Consider the following 16,997-nt stretch of genomic DNA (forward strand, 5'->3'; position numbering starts at 1 on the left):
GGCTGGCCCAAAAAAATCCCCCGGCCGCGCGCTGTGGGGTCAGCGGGCGCCGGGGGCTGTGGAGCTCCGTCCGGTTGGAGAGGGGGGAGGACCGGACGGAGAGGGACTTCTCGTCAGGCTGCGATCAGCCGTTGCACTTCGCCAGTTCCTCGGCGGTGATGTCCTGGCCATCGACCTTGAAGGTGGCGATCTCGCCGAACTTGCGGTTCAGGCCGCGGCACACGCGCAGCGGGCGGGCGGTGGTCTTGTTGGCGACGCAGGTCGCATCCTTGCACGCCCAGGCGACGCCGTCGGCGACCGCGCGCGTCTCGCTCGCCGGGGCGGCGAGGGTGGCGCTGTAATAGGGCGCGCCGGCCGCGTTCAGCGGCGCACCGCTGGTGGCGATGCCGAAGCTCGCGCCGGTGTAGACCAGCGCCGAGAGGAGGATGGCGAGCTTGCCGGAACGGGGGAGGGAGAAGGTGTTCGTCATCGGGGTATCCTTTGCCTTGTCGTTTGTCGGGGCACCGGCCCCATGGTCTCTGTCACCGCATTTTGCAACGCAACATTTCGATTCGAAACCAGTTGCTATTCGCTACCTATGCGATTAGGTTGTGAGTTGCAACTGAAAACTGAAATTTTTTTGTGTGGCCTGCAAAATCGGTTACACACAGCCCCGGAAGGGGAAGGGACACGAGATTATGGGTGAGCTGAGAGAACCGCTGCGCGAACTGATCGAATGCGGGTTGCCGCAGGCGCTGGAGGTGATGGGCGAACGCTGGTCCTTCATGATCCTGCGCGCGAGCTTCAACGGTCTCAAGCACTTCGAGGAATTCCTGAGCGAGCTCGGCATCGCCCGCAACATCCTTTCCAACCGCCTTGCCAAGCTGGTCGAACACGGCATCCTCAAGCGCGAACCCTGCGCCGACGATCGCCGCAAGATCGAATACCGCCTGACCGAAAAGGGCTTCGACCTGCTCCCCGCGATGCTGGCGCTGCGCCAGTGGGGCCAGAAATACGGCAACGACCAGGTGGTCGAGGACCCGGTGCTGGTCGACGAGCGTGACCGTCTGCCGATCGGTCCGGTCTCGATCCTCGCTCATGACGGGCGAATTCTCGGGCATCAGGACCTGTGGCTGACCCGCCCCGCCGATCTCGGCAAGCGCGCCGACGGCACCATCGCCACCCGTGGCACCGACCTCGCCAAGGGCGATGTGGTCGACCTTGCGGCGAAGAAGGCATCCGTCCGCTAGGCTGCGGTCTGCCGACAATCCGTCGATAGCGCAGGCCCTGCGGGTGCCCTTGGGCCGCGGCATGGGCTAGGGCGGCGGCCATGCACGCGGTCGCCCCTCCCGAATGTCACGAGATCCTGCATCGCACCTTCGGCTATCCCGCCTTCCGCGGGCAGCAGGAGGCGGTGATCGCGCGGGTGATGGCGGGCGCGCACACGCTGGCGCTGATGCCGACGGGCGCGGGCAAGAGCCTGTGCTACCAGGTCCCCGCGCTCGCGCGGGCCGGCACGGCGGTGGTGATCTCGCCGCTGATCGCGCTGATGCACGACCAGATCCGCTCGGCCCGGGCGGCGGGGATCCGCGCCGCCTCGATGACCTCGGCCGATGCCGACAACGCCGCCACCGCCGCGGCCTTCCGCTCGGGCGAGCTCGATCTGCTCTATGTCGCCCCCGAACGTGCCTCGACGCCCGGGTTCCAGGCGATGCTCGAACGCGCGCCGATCGCCCTCTTCGCCTTCGACGAGGCGCATTGCGTGTCCGAATGGGGCCACGACTTCCGCCCCGATTACCGGATGCTGCGCCCGGTGCTCGACCGCTTCCCCGACGTGCCGCGCCTCGCGTTGACTGCGACCGCGGACCGGGCGACCCGGGCGGACATCCTGCGGCAACTCGGCATCCCCGACGAGGGCCTGATCGTCGCCGGCTTCGACCGGCCCAACATCCGCTACGCCATCACGCCGAGGGATTCGGGCCCGCGCCAGATTGCCGACCTGCTCCAGCGGCTCGAGGGGGCGGGGATCGTCTATGCCCCCTCGCGCAAGCAAGCCGAGGATCTCGCCGCCGCGATCACCCGAGCCGGTCGCGCGGCATCCTTCTATCACGCCGGGCTGGAGCCGGACCGGCGCGCGCGGGTGCAGGCCGAGTTCGTCGCCTCCGAGGACATGGTGATGGTCGCCACCATCGCCTTCGGCATGGGCATCGACAAGCCCGACGTGCGCTTCGTGATCCATGCTGGCCTGCCGAAGTCGATCGAGGCCTATTACCAGGAAACCGGCCGCGCCGGGCGCGACGGCGATCCGGCCGAGGCGCACCTGTTCTGGGGCGTCTCCGACTTCGCCCGGGCGCGGCAATGGCTGGCCGAGGTCGAGCCCGAGCGCCTGCCCGCCGAACAGGCTCGCCTCAACGCGCTCGCCGCGCTGGTCGAGGCCCCGGCCTGCCGCCGCGCGATCCTGCTGCGGCACTTCGGCGAAGACCCCGCACAGCAATGCGGCAATTGCGACAACTGCTGCGAACCGCCGCAGGTGATCGACGCCAGCGAGCTGGCGCGAAAACTGCTCTCGGCGGTCTATCGCACCGGCCAGAGCTTCGGGATCGGCCATATCGAGAAGGTGCTGACCGGCCAGAATGACGAGCGGATCGTCACGCGCGCGCATGACAAGCTGTCGGTGTTCGGCATCGTCGGGGGCGAAGATGCGCGCTTGATCCGGCCTCTTTCGCGCGCGCTCGTGGCAAGGGGCATGCTGACCGTTACCGAACACGGCGGCCTCGCCTTGGGCCCCGAGGCGCGCCCCGTGCTGAAGGGCGAGGCCGGAGTGACGATTGCCGAGCCGCCCCCCAAGCGGGAACGCCGCAGCCGCCGCTCACGGGGCGGCGCGGAAGGCGCGCCGAACCCCGTCGGCAACCCGCTGTTCGAGGCCCTGCGCGCCAGGAGGAAGGCGCTCGCATCCGAGCATGGCCTGCCGGCCTATGTGATCTTCCATGATTCGGTGCTGCGCGACATGGCGCTGCAATGCCCAGAGACCTTGGCGGAACTCGGCACCATTCCGGGCGTGGGGGCGAAGAAGCTCGAGACCTGGGGGCCGGATTTCCTTGATGTCGTTCGGGAGCACTTGCGGGGATAACCAGCCCCGTTCGCCCTGAGCCTGTCGAAGAGCCGCACTATTCCCTGGCCGACTGACGTGCCGCGTTAGACGGACGGTGCTTCGACAGGCTCAGCACGAACGGAGACTGATCAGGGCTTCCCCCGCCGCACCGAATAATCGATCCGGATTCGCACCCAGCTGCCGAACTGCTCGCGCCCGCCGATCCGCGCCGGACGCACCCGGAACTGCCACGCGGCCGCCATCACCGCCCGGCCGATCTGCGAGCCTTGCGGGCTTTCGCCGAGCAGCACGCAGTCCTCGACATAATAGCCCGTGACCGTCTTGCAGGCGATCAGCGCCGAGCCGGGGCCGTTGGCGGTGGAGAGATAGCCCGCCAGCTCCGAATCGGTCGGCTCGCGATACCAGCGCGCGGCGTAGAGCGGCTCGCCGTTGGGCGCGGTGCCGACCCGCTCGCTGTCGCCTGCGGTGCGGGGGTTGCCGGTGTCGGCGGGGCCGGCAGCCGCACCCGGCCTGATCCGTGCTCCGATCTTCGGGCGGGCGGGCTGGTCTGGCGAGGGCGAAGGCGAAGGCGAGGGTTCCGGCGGCGCGGGCGGGGGCGGCTCGGGAGCGGGCCGGGGATTGAGCGCCAGAGGCGAGGGGCGTAGCGGCTGGGGGAGCGGCTCGGCGGTGACCGGCTGATCCTCCTGCGGGGTATCCGCCTCGCTCGTATCGGCAGCCTCGGGCTCGGGCGCGGGGGGCGCGGCGAACTCGATCGCGGTCAGCGTCTCTCTGTCCGCGCCATCTTCCACCCCCGCGATCTGCGCGCCGAGCGTCAGCAGCAGGAGCAGGAGCAGCGCCTCGAGCGCGAGCGCGATGGCAAGGCTCGCGAGTTTGCGCCGCCGTGCCGCATCGCGCAGGGCCGCGAGCAGCGCGGCGAGACCGCGCGGTTCGTCTGCCGCCACTGCCGAAAGATCCTGGAAACTCGCCACTGCGCCCTTGCCGGGGCCGGGGGAGGGTGGCCCTGCGCCGTCCCTTAGCCCGTCATCAGCCGGTATGATAGCGCCTCGGCGATATGGGCGCGGCCCACGGTGTCCGCGCCCGCAAGGTCGGCGATGCTGCGCGCGACCCTGAGCATCCGCGTGTAGCCGCGCGCAGAGAGCCGCAGCTTCTCGGCCGCCTGGAGCAGCAGCTTGCGGCCCGCCTCGTCGGGGGTGGCGAAGGTCTCGAGCGACTCGCCTTCCAGCTCCGCGTTCGAGCGGACCCCGCGCGCCATGGCCCGGACGCGGGCGGCGGCGACGCGCGCGGCGACCTCGGCGCTGCCCTCGGCGGGCGGGGGCAGCGCCATGTCGAGCGCGCTCACCGCGCCGACATGGACATGGAGGTCGATGCGGTCGAGCAGCGGGCCCGAAAGCCGCGCCTGATAGTCGCCGATGCAGCGCGGATACTTGTTGCAGTTGCGCGCCGGATCGCCCGCATAGCCGCAGCGGCACGGGTTCATCGCCGCCACCAGCTGGACCCGCGCAGGGAAGGTGACATGGGCATTGGCGCGGGCCACGTCGACCGTCCCGGTCTCGAGCGGCTGGCGCAGCGAATCGAGCACCGGGCGCTGGAATTCGGGCAATTCGTCGAGGAACAGCACCCCCAGATGCGCGAGGCTGACCTCGCCCGGTCGCACCTTCAGCCCGCCGCCGGTAAGCGCCGCCATGCTCGCCGAGTGGTGCGGCGCGCGGAACGGCCGGGCGCGGCTGATGCGCCCCGATTCGAGCATCCCCGCAACCGACTGCACCATCGACACCTCGAGCGCCTCGGCCGGCGACAGCGGGGGGAGAATGGCGGGGAGGCAGCTCGCGAGCAGGCTCTTGCCCGATCCGGGCGGGCCGACCATCAGGAGGTTGTGCCCGCCTGCCGCCGCGATCTCGAGCGCGCGCTTGGCGGTCTCCTGCCCCTTGACTTGACGAAGGTCATTGCCGCCCGCCGCCTCGGCGACCTCGCCGCGCGCAGGCTCGGGCAGGACCAGCGAGCCCTTGAGATGTGCGAGCAGGCTCATCAGGTCGCGCGGGGCGAGCACCGGCACGCCCGCCGCCCAGCGCGCCTCGGGGCCCTGTTCAGCGGGGCAGATCAGGCCCGTGCCCGCCGCGCTCGCGTGGAGCGCCGCGATCAGCACCCCGGGGCTGGCGACCACCCGCCCGTCGAGCGCGAGTTCGCCGACCGCGATCCAGTCGCCCAGCTGCTCGGCATCGGTCACGCCCATCGCCGCGAGCAGGGCGAGCGCGATGGGGAGGTCGTAATGCGAACCGTCCTTGGGCAGGTCGGCGGGCGAGAGGTTGACGGTGATCCGCTTCGGGGGAAGCGCGAGGCCCATCGCCGCCAGCGCCGCCTGCACCCGCTCGCGGCTCTCGCTCACCGCCTTGTCGGGCAGGCCCACGACCGTGAAGCGCGGCAGGCCCGGCCCGACCTGGCACTGCACCTCGACCGCGCGCGCCTCCAACCCGAGGTAGGCAACCGTCCTCACCAGCGCGACCATGGGCTTGCCCCCGTTTTCCGTCCCCGGGGCGATTGTGCAGATTTATGAGAGGCTTGTCGAGCGGGCGCATGTGCTGTGGCTAACCGCGTCCTGCCGCGCCCCTCCGCATGACTGCTAAGGCTTTTTTAAAGCATAAATCTTGGCGAATTCGGAAAGGGGCGCGGGCCGAGAATGCGGCGATGACCCGCGTCCTTGCCCTCCTGCTCGCCGCACTGGCGCTGCTGCTGCCCGGCACGGCGGCGGTTGCCCAATCCGGTGCGCGCGTCCTTGAGCGCGTCACCTGGGTCGAGGAATGGGACGCGGCGCGCGGCGAATGGGTGCGGATCGAGGAAAGCCCCGCCGCCATCGCGCCCGCCGGCGCCATCTCCACCACCTCCGTCACCCGCGCGGGCGGCCTCACCGTTACCGAGACGGTTATCGAGCAGCCGGTGCGCTTCATCGCCCGCCCCCGCGCGGATGCGCGCGGCGCGGGAATCGCGGCCTATGGCCCCTTCCGCGTGCTCGACGAACGCCGCGCCGCGCTGGTCGGGCCGACTGACATTGCCAGCCCGCGCGCCTTCGCGGCAATGATGGCGGCGCATCCGGGGCTCGAGGTGCTCGAATTCGTGGACGCGGCGGGCACCAGCAACGACATCGCCAATCTCCGCGTCGGCCGCGCGATCCGCGCCGCCGGCCTTGCGACCCACGTCCCCGCGGGCGGATCGGCGCGTTCGGGCGCGGTGGAGCTGTTCCTTGCCGGAACCGAGCGCACCATCGATCCCGGCGCCCTGTTCGCGGTGCACGCCTGGCGCGATGCGCTCGGCCGCGAGCCGGCCGACTTCGCCCCCGATGCGCCGGAGAACCGGCTCTATCTCGACTACTACACCGACATGGGCATGAGCCTCGACCAGGCGCGCGCCTTCTATGCCATGACCAATTCGGTGCCGCACACCGAGGCGCTGTGGCTCGAGGGCAAGGAGATGGCGCGCTGGATCGCCCCGGTCGAGGGCGCGGACCCGCGCACCCCGGCCTCGCGCCGGATCGAGGATGCGCTGCACGGCCAGCTGCGTCTTGCGCTGGCGCGCTCGGCGGCGGCGCTGGCGGACGGGCTGCTGGCCCCGTTGCGCGCGCCGGTGCCGGCGATCGACGCCGCCCCGCGGCTCGCCTATGCCGATCTCGGCGCGGGTCTGCTTGACTCTGCCGCCGCTTTCCCATAACGGCCCCGGTCTGTTTTCGGCCCGCGGCAATGCGGCCCCGGCTTCTTGCGCCGGTCAGCTTTTCGAGGATGATATGAAGCGTACCTTCCAGCCCAGCAATCTCGTGCGCGCCCGTCGCCACGGCTTCTTCGCCCGCAAGGCCACCCCTGGCGGCCAGAAGGTGCTTCGCGCCCGCCGTGCCCGCGGCCGCAAGAAGCTCTGCGCTTAATTCCTTGCGCACCCGCCTGCGCGGGTGCGATTTCCTCGCTCATGCGGCCTGAAGGCCGCGTCGCTGCGGGCGGCCGGTTGGCCTTGCGGGCTCCCTTCGGGAGCCCGTTGACTTTTGCCACCTCCGTCATTGCTCTATGGGCGACCCCATGATTTCCGTCCTCACCAAGCGCGCCGATTTCCTCGCCGCGAACGGCGGCACCCGCAACGCTCGCGCCGGGTTCGTGCTGCTGACCCGCCCAAACGGCGGGCAGGGCATCCGCTACGGGATCACCGTCACCAAGAAGATCGGCAACGCGGTCGTGCGCAACCGCATGAAGCGGCGCTTCCGCGAGCTGCTGCGGGCCGCGCTGCCGGTGCAGGGGCTCGCGAATCACGATCACGTGCTGATCGGCCGCGCCGGCGGGGTGGAGCGCGATTTCCACCTGATGGCCGACGAACTCGCCAAGGCTCTCGAACGCGCCCGCGAGGGCCGCGGCGATCCGGCAGGCGGGCGGCGGCCACGGCGCGGGGACCGGCGCGCATGAAGCAGGTCCTGATCCTCGTCGCGCGGGCCTGGCAGCTCGGACCATCGCGCCTTCTGCCGCCCACCTGCCGCTATGCGCCCTCGTGCAGCCAGTATGCCATCGAGGCGATCGGCAAGTATGGCGCGTTCAAGGGTGGATGGATGGCGTTCAAGCGGCTAATGCGCTGCCACCCCTGGGGCGGGCACGGACACGATCCCGTGCCCTAGGGCTTTAAACGGGACCGTTCTATTCCCATAACACACCTGTCGTCGCATAGCCGGGGCTTACACTTGGACAATCGCAATCTTCTGCTCGCCGTCGTGCTTTCGGGTCTGCTCATTCTCGGGTGGGACCTCGGCATGCGCTACTTCTATCCCGAGGCAGCGATCTCCTCGCAGGCCACGCCGACCGATGCCTCGACCGGCGCTTCCGCTGCCGCCGCCGCACCCGCAGGCGCGGGCAACCTCGGCGGCGAGGCGGCGGCCCGCAAGGTCGACCTCGAGACGGCGCTCGCGGGGGGTAACCGCGTCGCGATCGACACCCCGCGCATCGCAGGCTCGATCAACCTCGTGGGCGCGCGCGTCGACGACATCGTGCTCAAGGACTACCGCGAGACGGTCGACAAGGACTCCGGCCCCGTGCGCCTCTTCGCGCCGGAAGGGACGCCCGGGCAGTATTTCGCCGAGTTCGGCTTCGTCAGCGGCGGGGCGCGCCAGCCCTCGAACCTGCTGTGGCAGGCCGACGGCAGCAGGCTCACCCCCGAAACCCCCGTCACCCTGTCGCGCACCGATGCCAACGGCGTGACCTACCGGGTGCGCTTCGCGGTCGACAGGGACTACATGATCACCGCCACCCAGTCCGTCAGCAATGGCGGGGCGGGCGCGGCGGTGGTGCAGCCCTTCGCACTGATCAAGCGCACAAGCACCAATGCGACCATCGACCAGTATGTCTCCCACTCGGGCCCCGTCGGCGTGTTCGGCGACACCCTGTGGGACCCCCATTCCTACGAGGAACTGGCCGAACTCGGCGGCGAGAGCCCCGAGGGCGCGCCCGACTGGCTGGGCTTCACGGACCAGTACTGGCTCGGCGCGCTGGTGCCGGGTGACGGCAAGGGCAACGTCAGGGTCGACGATGCGGGCTTCCGCGCTCTGGGCAACAACCTGTTCCGCACCGACCTGCTCTACGGCGCCGTCACCGTGCCTGCCGGCGGCAACGTGACGCAGGAAACCCGGCTCTATGCCGGCGCCAAGGACAGCCAGATCCTCGACAAGTACGAGGACGCCGGCATCACCTATTTCGGCAAGGCGATCAGCTGGGGCTGGTTCGAGATCGTCGAGAAGCCGATCCTGTGGCTGCTGCGCACCCTCAACGGCCTCGTCGGCAATTTCGGGGTGGCGATCATCCTGCTCACCGTGATCATCCGCGGGCTGATGTTCCCGATCGCGCAGAAGCAGTTCGCCTCGATGGCGGCGATGAAGGCCGTGCAGCCGAAGATGAAGGAGATCCAGGAACGCTTCAAGGACGACAAGCGGCGCCAGCAGCAGGAGATCATGAAGCTCTACAAGGACGAGAAGGTCAATCCGCTCGCCGGCTGCCTGCCGCTCCTGATCCAGATCCCGATCTTCTTCGCGCTCTACAAGGTGCTGGTGCTGGCGATCGAGATGCGCCACGAGCCTTTCGTGGCGTGGATCCGCGACCTTTCCGCGCCCGACCCTGCGCACATCCTCAACCTGTTCGGCCTCCTGCCCTACGAGGTCGTGGGCTTCCTCGCCATCGGCCCGCTCGCGGTCCTGCTCGGGATCACCATGTGGCTGACCTTCAAGCTCAACCCGGCGGCGATGGACCCGGTGCAGCAGCAGATGTTCGCGATCATGCCGTGGATCCTGATGTTCGTGATGGCGCCTTTCGCGGCCGGGCTGCTGCTCTACTGGGTGACCTCGAACGTCCTCACGCTGGCGCAGCAGAGCTATCTCTACTCGAAGCACCCGCAACTGAAGGCGGCGAACGCGGCGGCGGAAAAGGCGACGAAGGGGTAGCGCGATGGGCGATCCCGACGATCAATCCGCGCGCGAGGAAGCCGCCTCCAAGCTCTTTTCCGGGCCGGTCGACTTCCTGCGCTCCGCGCCCGCGCTGCAGTTCCTGCCTGACCCGCAGGTGCCCGAGATCGCCTTCTGCGGGCGCTCCAACGTGGGCAAGTCCTCGCTGCTCAACGCGCTGACGGGGAGGAAGGCCATCGCCCGCGCCTCGGTGACGCCGGGGCGCACGCAGGAGCTCAACTTCTTCGATGTCGGACGTCCCGAGGACGAAGGCGCCCTGCCGCTGTTCCGGCTGGTCGACATGCCCGGTTACGGCTTTGCCAAGGCGCCGGTGAAGGTGGTCGAGAAGTGGAAGGCGCTGGTGAACAGCTACCTGCGCGGGCGGCAGGTGCTCGCCCGGACGCTGGTGCTGGTCGACAGCCGCCACGGCCTCAAGGAGGTCGACCGGGCGATGATGAAGATGCTCGACGAAGCCGCCGTCGGCTATCGCATCGTGCTGACCAAGACCGACAAGATCAAGGCGAGCGAACTGGCCGCCGTGGCCGAGAAAACAGCAGCCGAGGCGCGAAAGCACGTCGCCGCGCATCCCGAGATCCACCTCACCAGCAGCGAGAAGGGCATGGGCATCGCTGCCCTGCGCGCCGCAGTCGTCGCCGACGCGCTGGGCGACGGGTGGATGGGCTGATCAGTCCGCGTCGCGCTCCAGCGCCGCCAGCGCCTGCGGCAGGCTTTCCGCCAGCGCCCGCGCGGCGGCGCGTGTAGCGGCGCGGTCGGTGTTGTCTCCGACCTCGTAGGTGTAGGCGGGGATGGCGTAGGCGGCGTGGAACCAGTTCTTCGCCGTGCCGCTGCCGGGATTGGCGTTGCGCGGCTCGAGCGTGAAGGCATAGCCGGGGAAGGCCTGATCCTTCCCGCCGAGCCATGCCCGCAGGAACCGCATCTGGGCCGGGCTCGCCTCCTCGTCGCCCTGCACGTAGAACAGGTTGCGCCCCGTCGAGTGGAAGTCGACCATCAGCACCGGGCGCACGGCGGCGGGCAGGGCATCGAGCCACGCCTTCACGGCGCGGGTCTCGGGCTGGGTGAAGGCACCCCAGTCGCGGTTGAGATCGACCGCGCCGCGGTTCGCGCGCCAGTGGCCGCGGGCGACGCCATCCGGGTTGAGCATCGGCACCACCAGCACCTGCACATCGCCCAGCGACTCCGCGCGCCCCGTGAGCGCATCGACGAAGGCCTCCATCGCGATCGCCCCGGTCACCTCGGGCGGGTGCTGGCGGCCGAGGAGGATCACCAGCCGCGGCGCATCCGTGCGGCCGAGGCGGATCGCCTCGATGGGGCGGCCATCATGCGAGGTGCCGAGCGTGAACACCCGCGCGCCGCTCGCCTTGCTCCACCTGGCGAGGTCGGCGGCGGCATCGGCGGGCGTGAGGATTTCCTGCGCGGCGACCAGCCCCTGACCGGCGGGCAGGCGAAGCACCGCCGCCTCGCCGTCCCCGCTCGTCTCGACCGGCACCTCGCGCCACTGGCCCGCCGCCCCGCGCAGCTTGGGCGCATAGCGGTGGCGGCCTTCCAGATAGCGCAGCGTGACCGTGACCGGCTCATCGCCCGCCGCCTCGTAGCGGAAGGCATACCACGGGCTGGGGTTGATCGGCGGGGCGTGTTCGGGAGTCACCAGCAGGGTGAAGGCGCGCTCGCCCGTGATCGCGCAGGCGAGCGGCGGCGCGCCGTCGAAGTCGAAGGCGAGGGTGGCCGAGGGCGTGCGACACGCCGCCCCCGGCACTTGAAGCGCGATCCCTGCCGGCGGGAGCGGCGTCGAAACGCACGCCCCCGCCAGCAGGGCGAGGCCGGCCCATGCGTATCGGATGTCGATGCCCATGGGCCCGAGGCCTATCAGAAGTTCTTGCGGATTTCGAACCGGACCACCCGCCCGCGCGGCGAGTGCAGCTGGCTGAGGAAGCCATAGGTCTCGTCGGCCAGCGGCGGGTCCTTGTCGAAAAGGTTGTTCACCCCCACCCGCAGCCGGGTGCCGTCGAGCGGACCATCGGTGTCGTCGATGGTGAAGGTGAAGGCGGTGTTGATCGTCAGCATGTCGTTGACGCGCCAGAAATTGGCGTTGGGATCGTCCGACACGATCGGCACGTCGCGGCTGACGCTGGTGTTCCACACCTCGCCGACATACTGGGCGAAGACCGAGAGGTCGATCGGACCGCTGCCCCAGTTCATCGAGCCGCTGAAGCGCCACCTGGGCCGCCCGTCGAGCTCGAGCAGCTGGCCCAGCCCCTCGATCCGCACCTCGGGCGGCAGCGTGCCGGCGGCGACCGCATCGAGCAGCGTCTGCCCGTCCGCGCCCGCCGACTGGACGAAGCCGTTGAGCCGCGCCGCGTTGAAGCGCAGGCGGAACTTGCCGATGCCGAAATCGGGGACGTTGTAGGCCAGCCCGAAGTCCCAGCCCTTCGAGACACGGCTGTCGAGGTTGATGTAGGGATCGAGCACCCTGATGATGTCGCCGGCAGCCGCAAGGCCCGTGCCGGCGTAGAGCGCGATCTGCTCAGCCGTCGGCGCGGCCCGGACCACGGCGGGGTTGCTGCTGCCGGTGAGGCGCAGCAGCAGGTCGAGCGCGATGGCGTTGTCGTCGCCGAAGGTGCCGACCAGCCCGGTCTGCTTCACGCGCCAGTAATCCGCGGTCAGCGTCAGGCCGGGAATGAACCTCGGTTCGAGCACCACACCGAGGTTGATGCTCTCGCTGTCTTCGGGCTCGAGCTGGTCGGTGCCCGACCGGAAGCTGATGACCCCCTCGCCCGGGCACACGCCGAGGTTGGCGAGCTCGCCCTTGAGGACCTGCGCCTGGCACCGCACGAAATCGTCGCGGGTGTTGGAGCGGGTGGTGCCTTCGTCATTGACCTGCACGAGGTTCGGGGCGCGGAAGCCCTGCGACCAGGCACCGCGGAGCATCAGGCCGGGCACCACGCTCCACGAGGCTGCGGCGCGCGGGACGATGGCGGTCGCGTCGATGTCGCGGAAGTGCTCCATGCGGCCCGCGAGCTGGAGGTTGAACGAGTTGATGAGCGGAATGTCCATGTCCTCGCTCACCAGCGGCACGAAGGTTTCGGCGAAGGCCGACCACACCTCGCGCGCGCCGCTGGTGTCGGGCGAGGCGCTGGTGCCGGCCACGTCGCTGCCGTCGCGCACGCCCGGGATGACGCTGTCGGTCCAGGTGATCGTGCCGTCGATCCGCGGGTCCCGGTCATCAAAGAAGGTCTCGCGCCGCCACTCGATCCCGGCCGCGATCCCGACATCGCCGCCGGGCAGGCTGAACAGGCTGCTGTTGCTGACCTTGAAGTCGGCCAGCGCAAGGCTGGTGCCGCCCTTGCGGAAGACGCTGATGCGGAACGGATCGATGCTGCTTGCCGGGTTTGGCGTACAATCGCCATTGGCCGGATCATCGATGCAGCCGCCGTTGAAGGGGTTGTAGGCATCCGGCGTCGAGCGGTTGACGGCCTGCTGGAACAGGGTCAGCGAGACACGGTTGCCTTCGAGGTCGGTCGACCGCGCCTCGGAATAGACGAAGCCGGTGTCGAAATCCCACGCGCCGAAATTGCCCTTGAGGCCTGCGACGAGGCGGTAGGAATTCTTGTCGACATCGACCGTGCGGTTGCCTGCATCGACGAAACGGTAACGCTCCATGATGAGGTCCGCGCCGGCGGCGGGGATGGTGGTGCCGGGGCGGCGGTTGGGGTTGGGCACCCCGCCGGGGAAGGTCACCGGGCCGAAGGGGTTCCAGTAGGCATTGCGCGAGATGCCCACCGGCACGGCGCTGAGGATCGCTGCCGGGGTGATGTTGCGGCTGCTTTCCGAGCGGTAGAAGGTGCCCTCGAAATAGCCCTCGATATTTTTGCTGAACTCGTAATTGAGGAGCAGCGCGGCGTTGTAGCGGGTCTTCTCGCTGATCAGCGTGGTGCCGAAGGCGCGGTTGTAGCGCACGTCGACAGCCGGGGTCTCGCCGTTGCGGGCGCACAAGCCGTTGCCGAGATCGAAGCGGCAGCCGGTCTGGGTGCTGGGCTGGATGTAGAAATCGTCATCGCGGATCGGCGTCTGGTTGTTGTTCGTGATCTGGAGATCGAACTGGCCGAAGGGGCCGAAGGTGTTGCGGTTGTTGAACTGGGTGTCGCCCGCGAAATCGGTGCCGACCAGCAGCGCGCGCTTGTCGTCATCGGCGGAATAGGGGCGCGCCGAGGCGGGAGTCGCGTTCTCGTGGAAATAGTTGCCATAGACCGTCAGGTTGGCGCGGCCATCGGCGAAGTCGAAGCCGTAGCCGCCGTTGAGCTGCGTCGCATAGGCATTGGTACCGTCCGACAGGCGGTATTCGCCCTCGATGAAGCCGCCCTTGCGGTTGCCGCGCAGCACGGTGTTGACCACGCCCGCGACAGCATCGGCGCCGTAGATCGCCGAGGCGCCGTCACGCAGCACCTCGAGACGACGGACGCTGCCGGGCGCGATCTCGTTGGTGTCGGGGCTGACCACCGGCACCAGCAGCTCGGTCTGGAAGCCGGGGTTGAGCACCATGCGCCGCCCGTTGATCAGCAGCAGGGTGTTGCCCGTGCCGAGATCGCGCAGGTTGATCGAGGCCGCATCGCCGCGCGCGTTGTTCGAGGTGACGTCGTTCTGCTCGTTGAAGGCCACGCCGCCCGCCTGCGGGATCGCGCGGAACAGCTCGTCGCCCGAGGTCGCGGCGACGTTCTGGATGTCGATCTCGTCGACCACGGTGACGGGCAGCACGTCGTTGATCTTGGCGCCCTGGATCTGGGTGCCGGTGACGATGATCTCGCGCGAGACATCCTCTTCGGGCGCGGGCGGGGGCGGCGCGGCCTCCTGCGCGTGCGCGGCGGTGGCGGCGATCAGGCTGCCGCTGCACATCAGGACGAGCCTGCTCAGAAGCTTGGTGGACATGGTCATTCTCCCCGTTTTTCGATGATCTGAAGTGATTGCGCCCAGTGCGCGAACAGGCCGGGCCACTGGCTGATGACCTGTTCGGGCTTGCCCAGACCCCAGCCGTGCCCGCCGTCGCGGAACAGGTGGAGCTCCGCGCTCGCCCCGGCTGCGACGAGGGTCTGGAACAGAAGGATGCCGTGCCCCGGCGGCGTGGTGGGGTCGTCGGCGGAAGCGAAGATGATCGTCGGCGGCGCGTCCTTGCCCGCCCAGGTATCCAGCGACCACAGCGTCTCGGCCTTTTCGGTGGCCTTCTCGCCGACGATCTCGCGCCGGGTGCGGGTGGTGTCGTAGGGCTTGCGCAGGGTGACCACCGGGAACAGCAGCACGGCAAAGTCGGGCCGGGCCGAGACCGCCTCGTAGGCATCCCTGCCCGAATAGAGCGCGCGGGCCGGCTGGTAGGCGGTGAAGCCGGCAAGGTGCCCCCCGGCCGAGAAGCCCATGATCCCGATGCGCTTCGGGTCCACCCCGAACTCGCCCGCGCGGGTCCGGATGATCTTCATCGCCCGCTGCGCGTCCATGAACGGCGCGCTCGCTTCCCAGCCGTCGTTCGGCAGGCGGTAGATCAGCTCGAAGACGGTGAAGCCCTGCGCGGCCAGCCATTCGGCGGCGGGGGTGCTTTCCTTCTTCAGCTGGATGCGGAAATAGCCGCCCCCGCCCGCCACCAGCACGGCAGCGCCGTTGGGATTCACCGGGCGATAGACCCGCATCCGCGGGACCGCGACGTTCGACACCGCGCCGAGGCCTGCGCCCTCGGTGCCTATCTTCTCCGGCCCCTCGACCTTGCCCGCGCCGGGCATGGAACCTGGCCAGAGGCGGATTTCCTCGGGCGCGGCGGCGAGCGCCGGGGCCGGTGCCAGCAGCGCCAGCGCGGCGGCGAGCAGGGGGAGCAGGCGGCGGATCACGGCTGCTTCTCCAGCACCTTGGCGATTTCCTCGCTCACGGGACCGCTGCGTTCGTGGCGTTCGATGTCCTCCGGCTCGAGCGGCACGGGCGCGCCCGCCATCGCCGCCGCCAGCCGCTCGGTATCGAGCGCGCCTTCCCACCGCGCCACGACGATGGTCGCTACCGCGTTGCCGATGAAGTTGGTGAGCGCGCGGCATTCGGACATGAAGCGGTCGATCCCGAGGATCAGCGCCATGCCCGCGACCGGCACCCCGGGCACTACCGAGAGGGTCGCGGCAAGGATCACGAAGCCCGATCCGGTCACGCCCGCGGCGCCCTTGGAGCTGATCATGGCGACCAGCACGAGGGTGAGCTGCTCGGCCAGCGAGAGTTCCACCCCCACGGCCTGCGCGATGAACAGCGCGGCCAGCGTCATGTAGATATTGGTGCCGTCGAGATTGAAGGAGTAGCCGGTGGGCACCACCAGCCCCACCACCGCCTTGCGGCAGCCGGCCATCTCCATCTTCTCCATCAGGCTCGGCAGCGCGGCCTCGGAGGAGGAGGTGCCGAGCACCAGCAGCAGCTCCTCGCGCAGGTAGCGGATCAGTGCGAAGATCGAGAAGCCGTTGGCCCAGCCGACCAGCCCCAGCACCACCAGGACGAACAGCAGCGAGGTGAGGTAGAAGGTCGCCACCAGCGCGGCGAGGTTGGCAAGGCTGCCGATGCCGAACTCGCCGATGGTGAAGGCCATCGCCCCGAAGGCGCCGATCGGCGCGAGCTTCATGAGCATGTGGACGAGCTTGAACACCACCTCGCCGAAAGAGGCGAGCACGTCGGTGACGAGGTCGCTCGCGGGCCGGGTCGCGGCGATCGCGACGCCGGCGAGGATCGCGACCAGCAGCACCTGCAGGATCTGCCCGTCGGTGACCGCGCTGAACAGGGTGTCGGGGATGATGCCGAGCAGGAAGCCGGTGATGGTGGTCGCCTCGGCCTTGTCGGCATAGTCGGCGACGGCGGCGGTATCGAGGCTGGCGGGGTCGATGCCCAGCCCCTCGCCGGGGCGCACCACGTTGGCGACGACAAGACCGATCACCAGCGCGAGGGTCGAGAAGGTGATGAAGTAGGCGAAGGCCTTGCCCGCGACCGAGCCGACCGCCTTCAGATCGCGCATCCCGGCGATGCCGGTCGCCACGGTGACGAAGATCACCGGCGCGATGATCATCTTAACAAGCTTGATGAAGGCATCGCCCAGCGGCTTGAGCGCCGCGCCGAATTCGGGCGCGAAATGCCCCACCAGCGCGCCCAGCGCGATTGCCGCCAGCACCTGCACGTAGAGCAGGCGATAGAACGGCTTTCGCGCAGCAGGCGCGGCCGCCTCGGGCATCATCGATGCTTGCAAACCCATGCCTGACAACTTCCCCCGGGGCCTTCCTCTTCCGCCATGCAGGATCGGGCGAAGCGGCGGCGGCTGCAAGCTGCGCGCGGCAAGAATTGATGTCCTTCCAAATCACGGTGTTAGACTGAGCCCTCGGGCATTTCTTCCGGATTTCCGCACAAAATCCTTGCGGATTATGCGGAAATCCGCACAACCCT

Annotated in this window: 15 protein-coding genes; 8 read left to right on the forward strand and 7 right to left on the reverse strand. The window is 69.3% G+C overall.

Annotated features, from left to right (window positions below; translation table 11 throughout):
- Positions 1-124: 124 nt before the first annotated feature.
- Positions 125-469, reverse strand: coding sequence for a DUF8200 family protein (locus ACMX37_RS02220; protein ID WP_483147339.1), 345 nt, complete (start codon positions 467-469; stop codon positions 125-127).
- A gap of 208 nt (positions 470-677) precedes the next feature.
- Between ACMX37_RS02220 and ACMX37_RS02225 the strand changes: the two genes are divergently transcribed.
- Entirely contained in the window at positions 678-1,229 is a 552-nt protein-coding gene (locus tag ACMX37_RS02225) for a winged helix-turn-helix transcriptional regulator (RefSeq protein WP_483147340.1), read from the forward strand.
- Positions 1,230-1,309: 80 nt separating this feature from the next.
- Positions 1,310-3,109, forward strand: coding sequence for a DNA helicase RecQ (gene recQ, locus ACMX37_RS02230; RefSeq protein WP_483147341.1), 1,800 nt, complete (start codon positions 1,310-1,312; stop codon positions 3,107-3,109).
- A 110-nt stretch (positions 3,110-3,219) separates the two neighbouring features.
- Here recQ and ACMX37_RS02235 read toward each other — a convergent pair whose 3' ends face one another.
- Both ACMX37_RS02235 and ACMX37_RS02240 read right to left on the reverse strand, forming a co-directional pair.
- The gene (locus ACMX37_RS02235) at positions 3,220-4,032 is read right to left on the reverse strand and encodes a hypothetical protein (RefSeq protein WP_483147342.1); all 813 of its coding nucleotides are present in this window, start codon (positions 4,030-4,032) and stop codon (positions 3,220-3,222) included.
- A gap of 71 nt (positions 4,033-4,103) precedes the next feature.
- Entirely contained in the window at positions 4,104-5,594 is a 1,491-nt protein-coding gene (locus ACMX37_RS02240) for a YifB family Mg chelatase-like AAA ATPase (RefSeq protein ID WP_483147343.1), read from the reverse strand.
- A gap of 179 nt (positions 5,595-5,773) precedes the next feature.
- On the opposite strand from ACMX37_RS02240, the gene ACMX37_RS02245 reads away from it, so the two are divergent.
- The 6 genes from ACMX37_RS02245 (at position 5,774) to yihA (ending at position 10,224) form a co-directional block, all read left to right on the forward strand.
- On the forward strand, positions 5,774-6,790 hold the full coding sequence (locus ACMX37_RS02245) for an alpha/beta hydrolase (protein WP_483147344.1): 1,017 nt from the start codon (positions 5,774-5,776) through the stop codon (positions 6,788-6,790).
- Positions 6,791-6,863: 73 nt separating this feature from the next.
- On the forward strand, positions 6,864-6,998 hold the full coding sequence (rpmH, locus tag ACMX37_RS02250; RefSeq protein WP_026092078.1) for a 50S ribosomal protein L34: 135 nt from the start codon (positions 6,864-6,866) through the stop codon (positions 6,996-6,998).
- Between the two features lie 148 nt (positions 6,999-7,146).
- Positions 7,147-7,524, forward strand: coding sequence for a ribonuclease P protein component (gene rnpA, locus ACMX37_RS02255; RefSeq protein ID WP_483147345.1), 378 nt, complete (start codon positions 7,147-7,149; stop codon positions 7,522-7,524).
- Positions 7,521-7,730, forward strand: a complete 210-nt coding sequence (gene yidD / locus ACMX37_RS02260; protein WP_483147346.1) for a membrane protein insertion efficiency factor YidD — start codon at positions 7,521-7,523, stop codon at positions 7,728-7,730. The genes rnpA and yidD overlap by 4 nt, the downstream gene beginning before the upstream one ends.
- A 63-nt stretch (positions 7,731-7,793) precedes the next feature.
- Positions 7,794-9,539, forward strand: a complete 1,746-nt coding sequence (gene yidC / locus ACMX37_RS02265; protein ID WP_483147347.1) for a membrane protein insertase YidC — start codon at positions 7,794-7,796, stop codon at positions 9,537-9,539.
- A gap of 4 nt (positions 9,540-9,543) precedes the next feature.
- Positions 9,544-10,224, forward strand: a complete 681-nt coding sequence (yihA, locus tag ACMX37_RS02270; protein ID WP_483147348.1) for a ribosome biogenesis GTP-binding protein YihA/YsxC — start codon at positions 9,544-9,546, stop codon at positions 10,222-10,224.
- Here yihA and ACMX37_RS02275 read toward each other — a convergent pair whose 3' ends face one another.
- The 4 genes from ACMX37_RS02275 to ACMX37_RS02290 are packed head-to-tail and all read right to left on the reverse strand — an operon-like array spanning position 10,225 to position 16,791.
- Positions 10,225-11,409: a M14 family metallopeptidase gene (locus tag ACMX37_RS02275; RefSeq protein WP_483147349.1), complete on the reverse strand. Its 1,185-nt coding sequence runs from the start codon at positions 11,407-11,409 to the stop codon at positions 10,225-10,227. It abuts the gene before it with no gap.
- A 14-nt stretch (positions 11,410-11,423) separates the two neighbouring features.
- The gene (locus ACMX37_RS02280; RefSeq protein ID WP_483147350.1) at positions 11,424-14,480 is read right to left on the reverse strand and encodes a TonB-dependent receptor domain-containing protein; all 3,057 of its coding nucleotides are present in this window, start codon (positions 14,478-14,480) and stop codon (positions 11,424-11,426) included.
- 2 nt (positions 14,481-14,482) lie between these two features.
- On the reverse strand, positions 14,483-15,424 hold the full coding sequence (locus tag ACMX37_RS02285; RefSeq protein ID WP_483147351.1) for an alpha/beta hydrolase: 942 nt from the start codon (positions 15,422-15,424) through the stop codon (positions 14,483-14,485).
- Positions 15,421-16,791 (reverse strand): dicarboxylate/amino acid:cation symporter, encoded by a 1,371-nt coding sequence (locus ACMX37_RS02290; protein ID WP_483148439.1) that lies wholly within the window; start codon positions 16,789-16,791, stop codon positions 15,421-15,423. Before ACMX37_RS02290 ends, ACMX37_RS02285 begins: the two co-directional genes overlap by 4 nt.
- Between the last annotated feature and the right edge of the window lie 206 nt (positions 16,792-16,997).

The sequence above is a fragment of the Porphyrobacter sp. THAI-01a genome, assembly GCF_056868655.1.

Bases quoted from the DNA above. Each gene is read 5' to 3' on its own strand.
- ACMX37_RS02245 (WP_483147344.1), top strand. From the start codon at position 5,774: ATGACCCGCGTCCTTGCCCTCCTGCTCGCCGCACTGGCGCTGCTGCTG.
- recQ (WP_483147341.1), top strand. From the start codon at position 1,310: ATGCACGCGGTCGCCCCTCCCGAATGTCACGAGATCCTGCATCGCACC.
- yidD (WP_483147346.1), top strand. From the start codon at position 7,521: ATGAAGCAGGTCCTGATCCTCGTCGCGCGGGCCTGGCAGCTCGGACCA.
- yihA (WP_483147348.1), top strand. From the start codon at position 9,544: ATGGGCGATCCCGACGATCAATCCGCGCGCGAGGAAGCCGCCTCCAAG.
- ACMX37_RS02275 (WP_483147349.1), bottom strand. From the start codon at position 11,409: ATGGGCATCGACATCCGATACGCATGGGCCGGCCTCGCCCTGCTGGCG.
- ACMX37_RS02280 (WP_483147350.1), bottom strand. From the start codon at position 14,480: ATGTCCACCAAGCTTCTGAGCAGGCTCGTCCTGATGTGCAGCGGCAGC.
- rpmH (WP_026092078.1), top strand. From the start codon at position 6,864: ATGAAGCGTACCTTCCAGCCCAGCAATCTCGTGCGCGCCCGTCGCCAC.
- ACMX37_RS02225 (WP_483147340.1), top strand. From the start codon at position 678: ATGGGTGAGCTGAGAGAACCGCTGCGCGAACTGATCGAATGCGGGTTG.
- ACMX37_RS02220 (WP_483147339.1), bottom strand. From the start codon at position 469: ATGACGAACACCTTCTCCCTCCCCCGTTCCGGCAAGCTCGCCATCCTC.
- rnpA (WP_483147345.1), top strand. From the start codon at position 7,147: ATGATTTCCGTCCTCACCAAGCGCGCCGATTTCCTCGCCGCGAACGGC.
- ACMX37_RS02240 (WP_483147343.1), bottom strand. From the start codon at position 5,594: ATGGTCGCGCTGGTGAGGACGGTTGCCTACCTCGGGTTGGAGGCGCGC.
- ACMX37_RS02290 (WP_483148439.1), bottom strand. From the start codon at position 16,791: ATGATGCCCGAGGCGGCCGCGCCTGCTGCGCGAAAGCCGTTCTATCGC.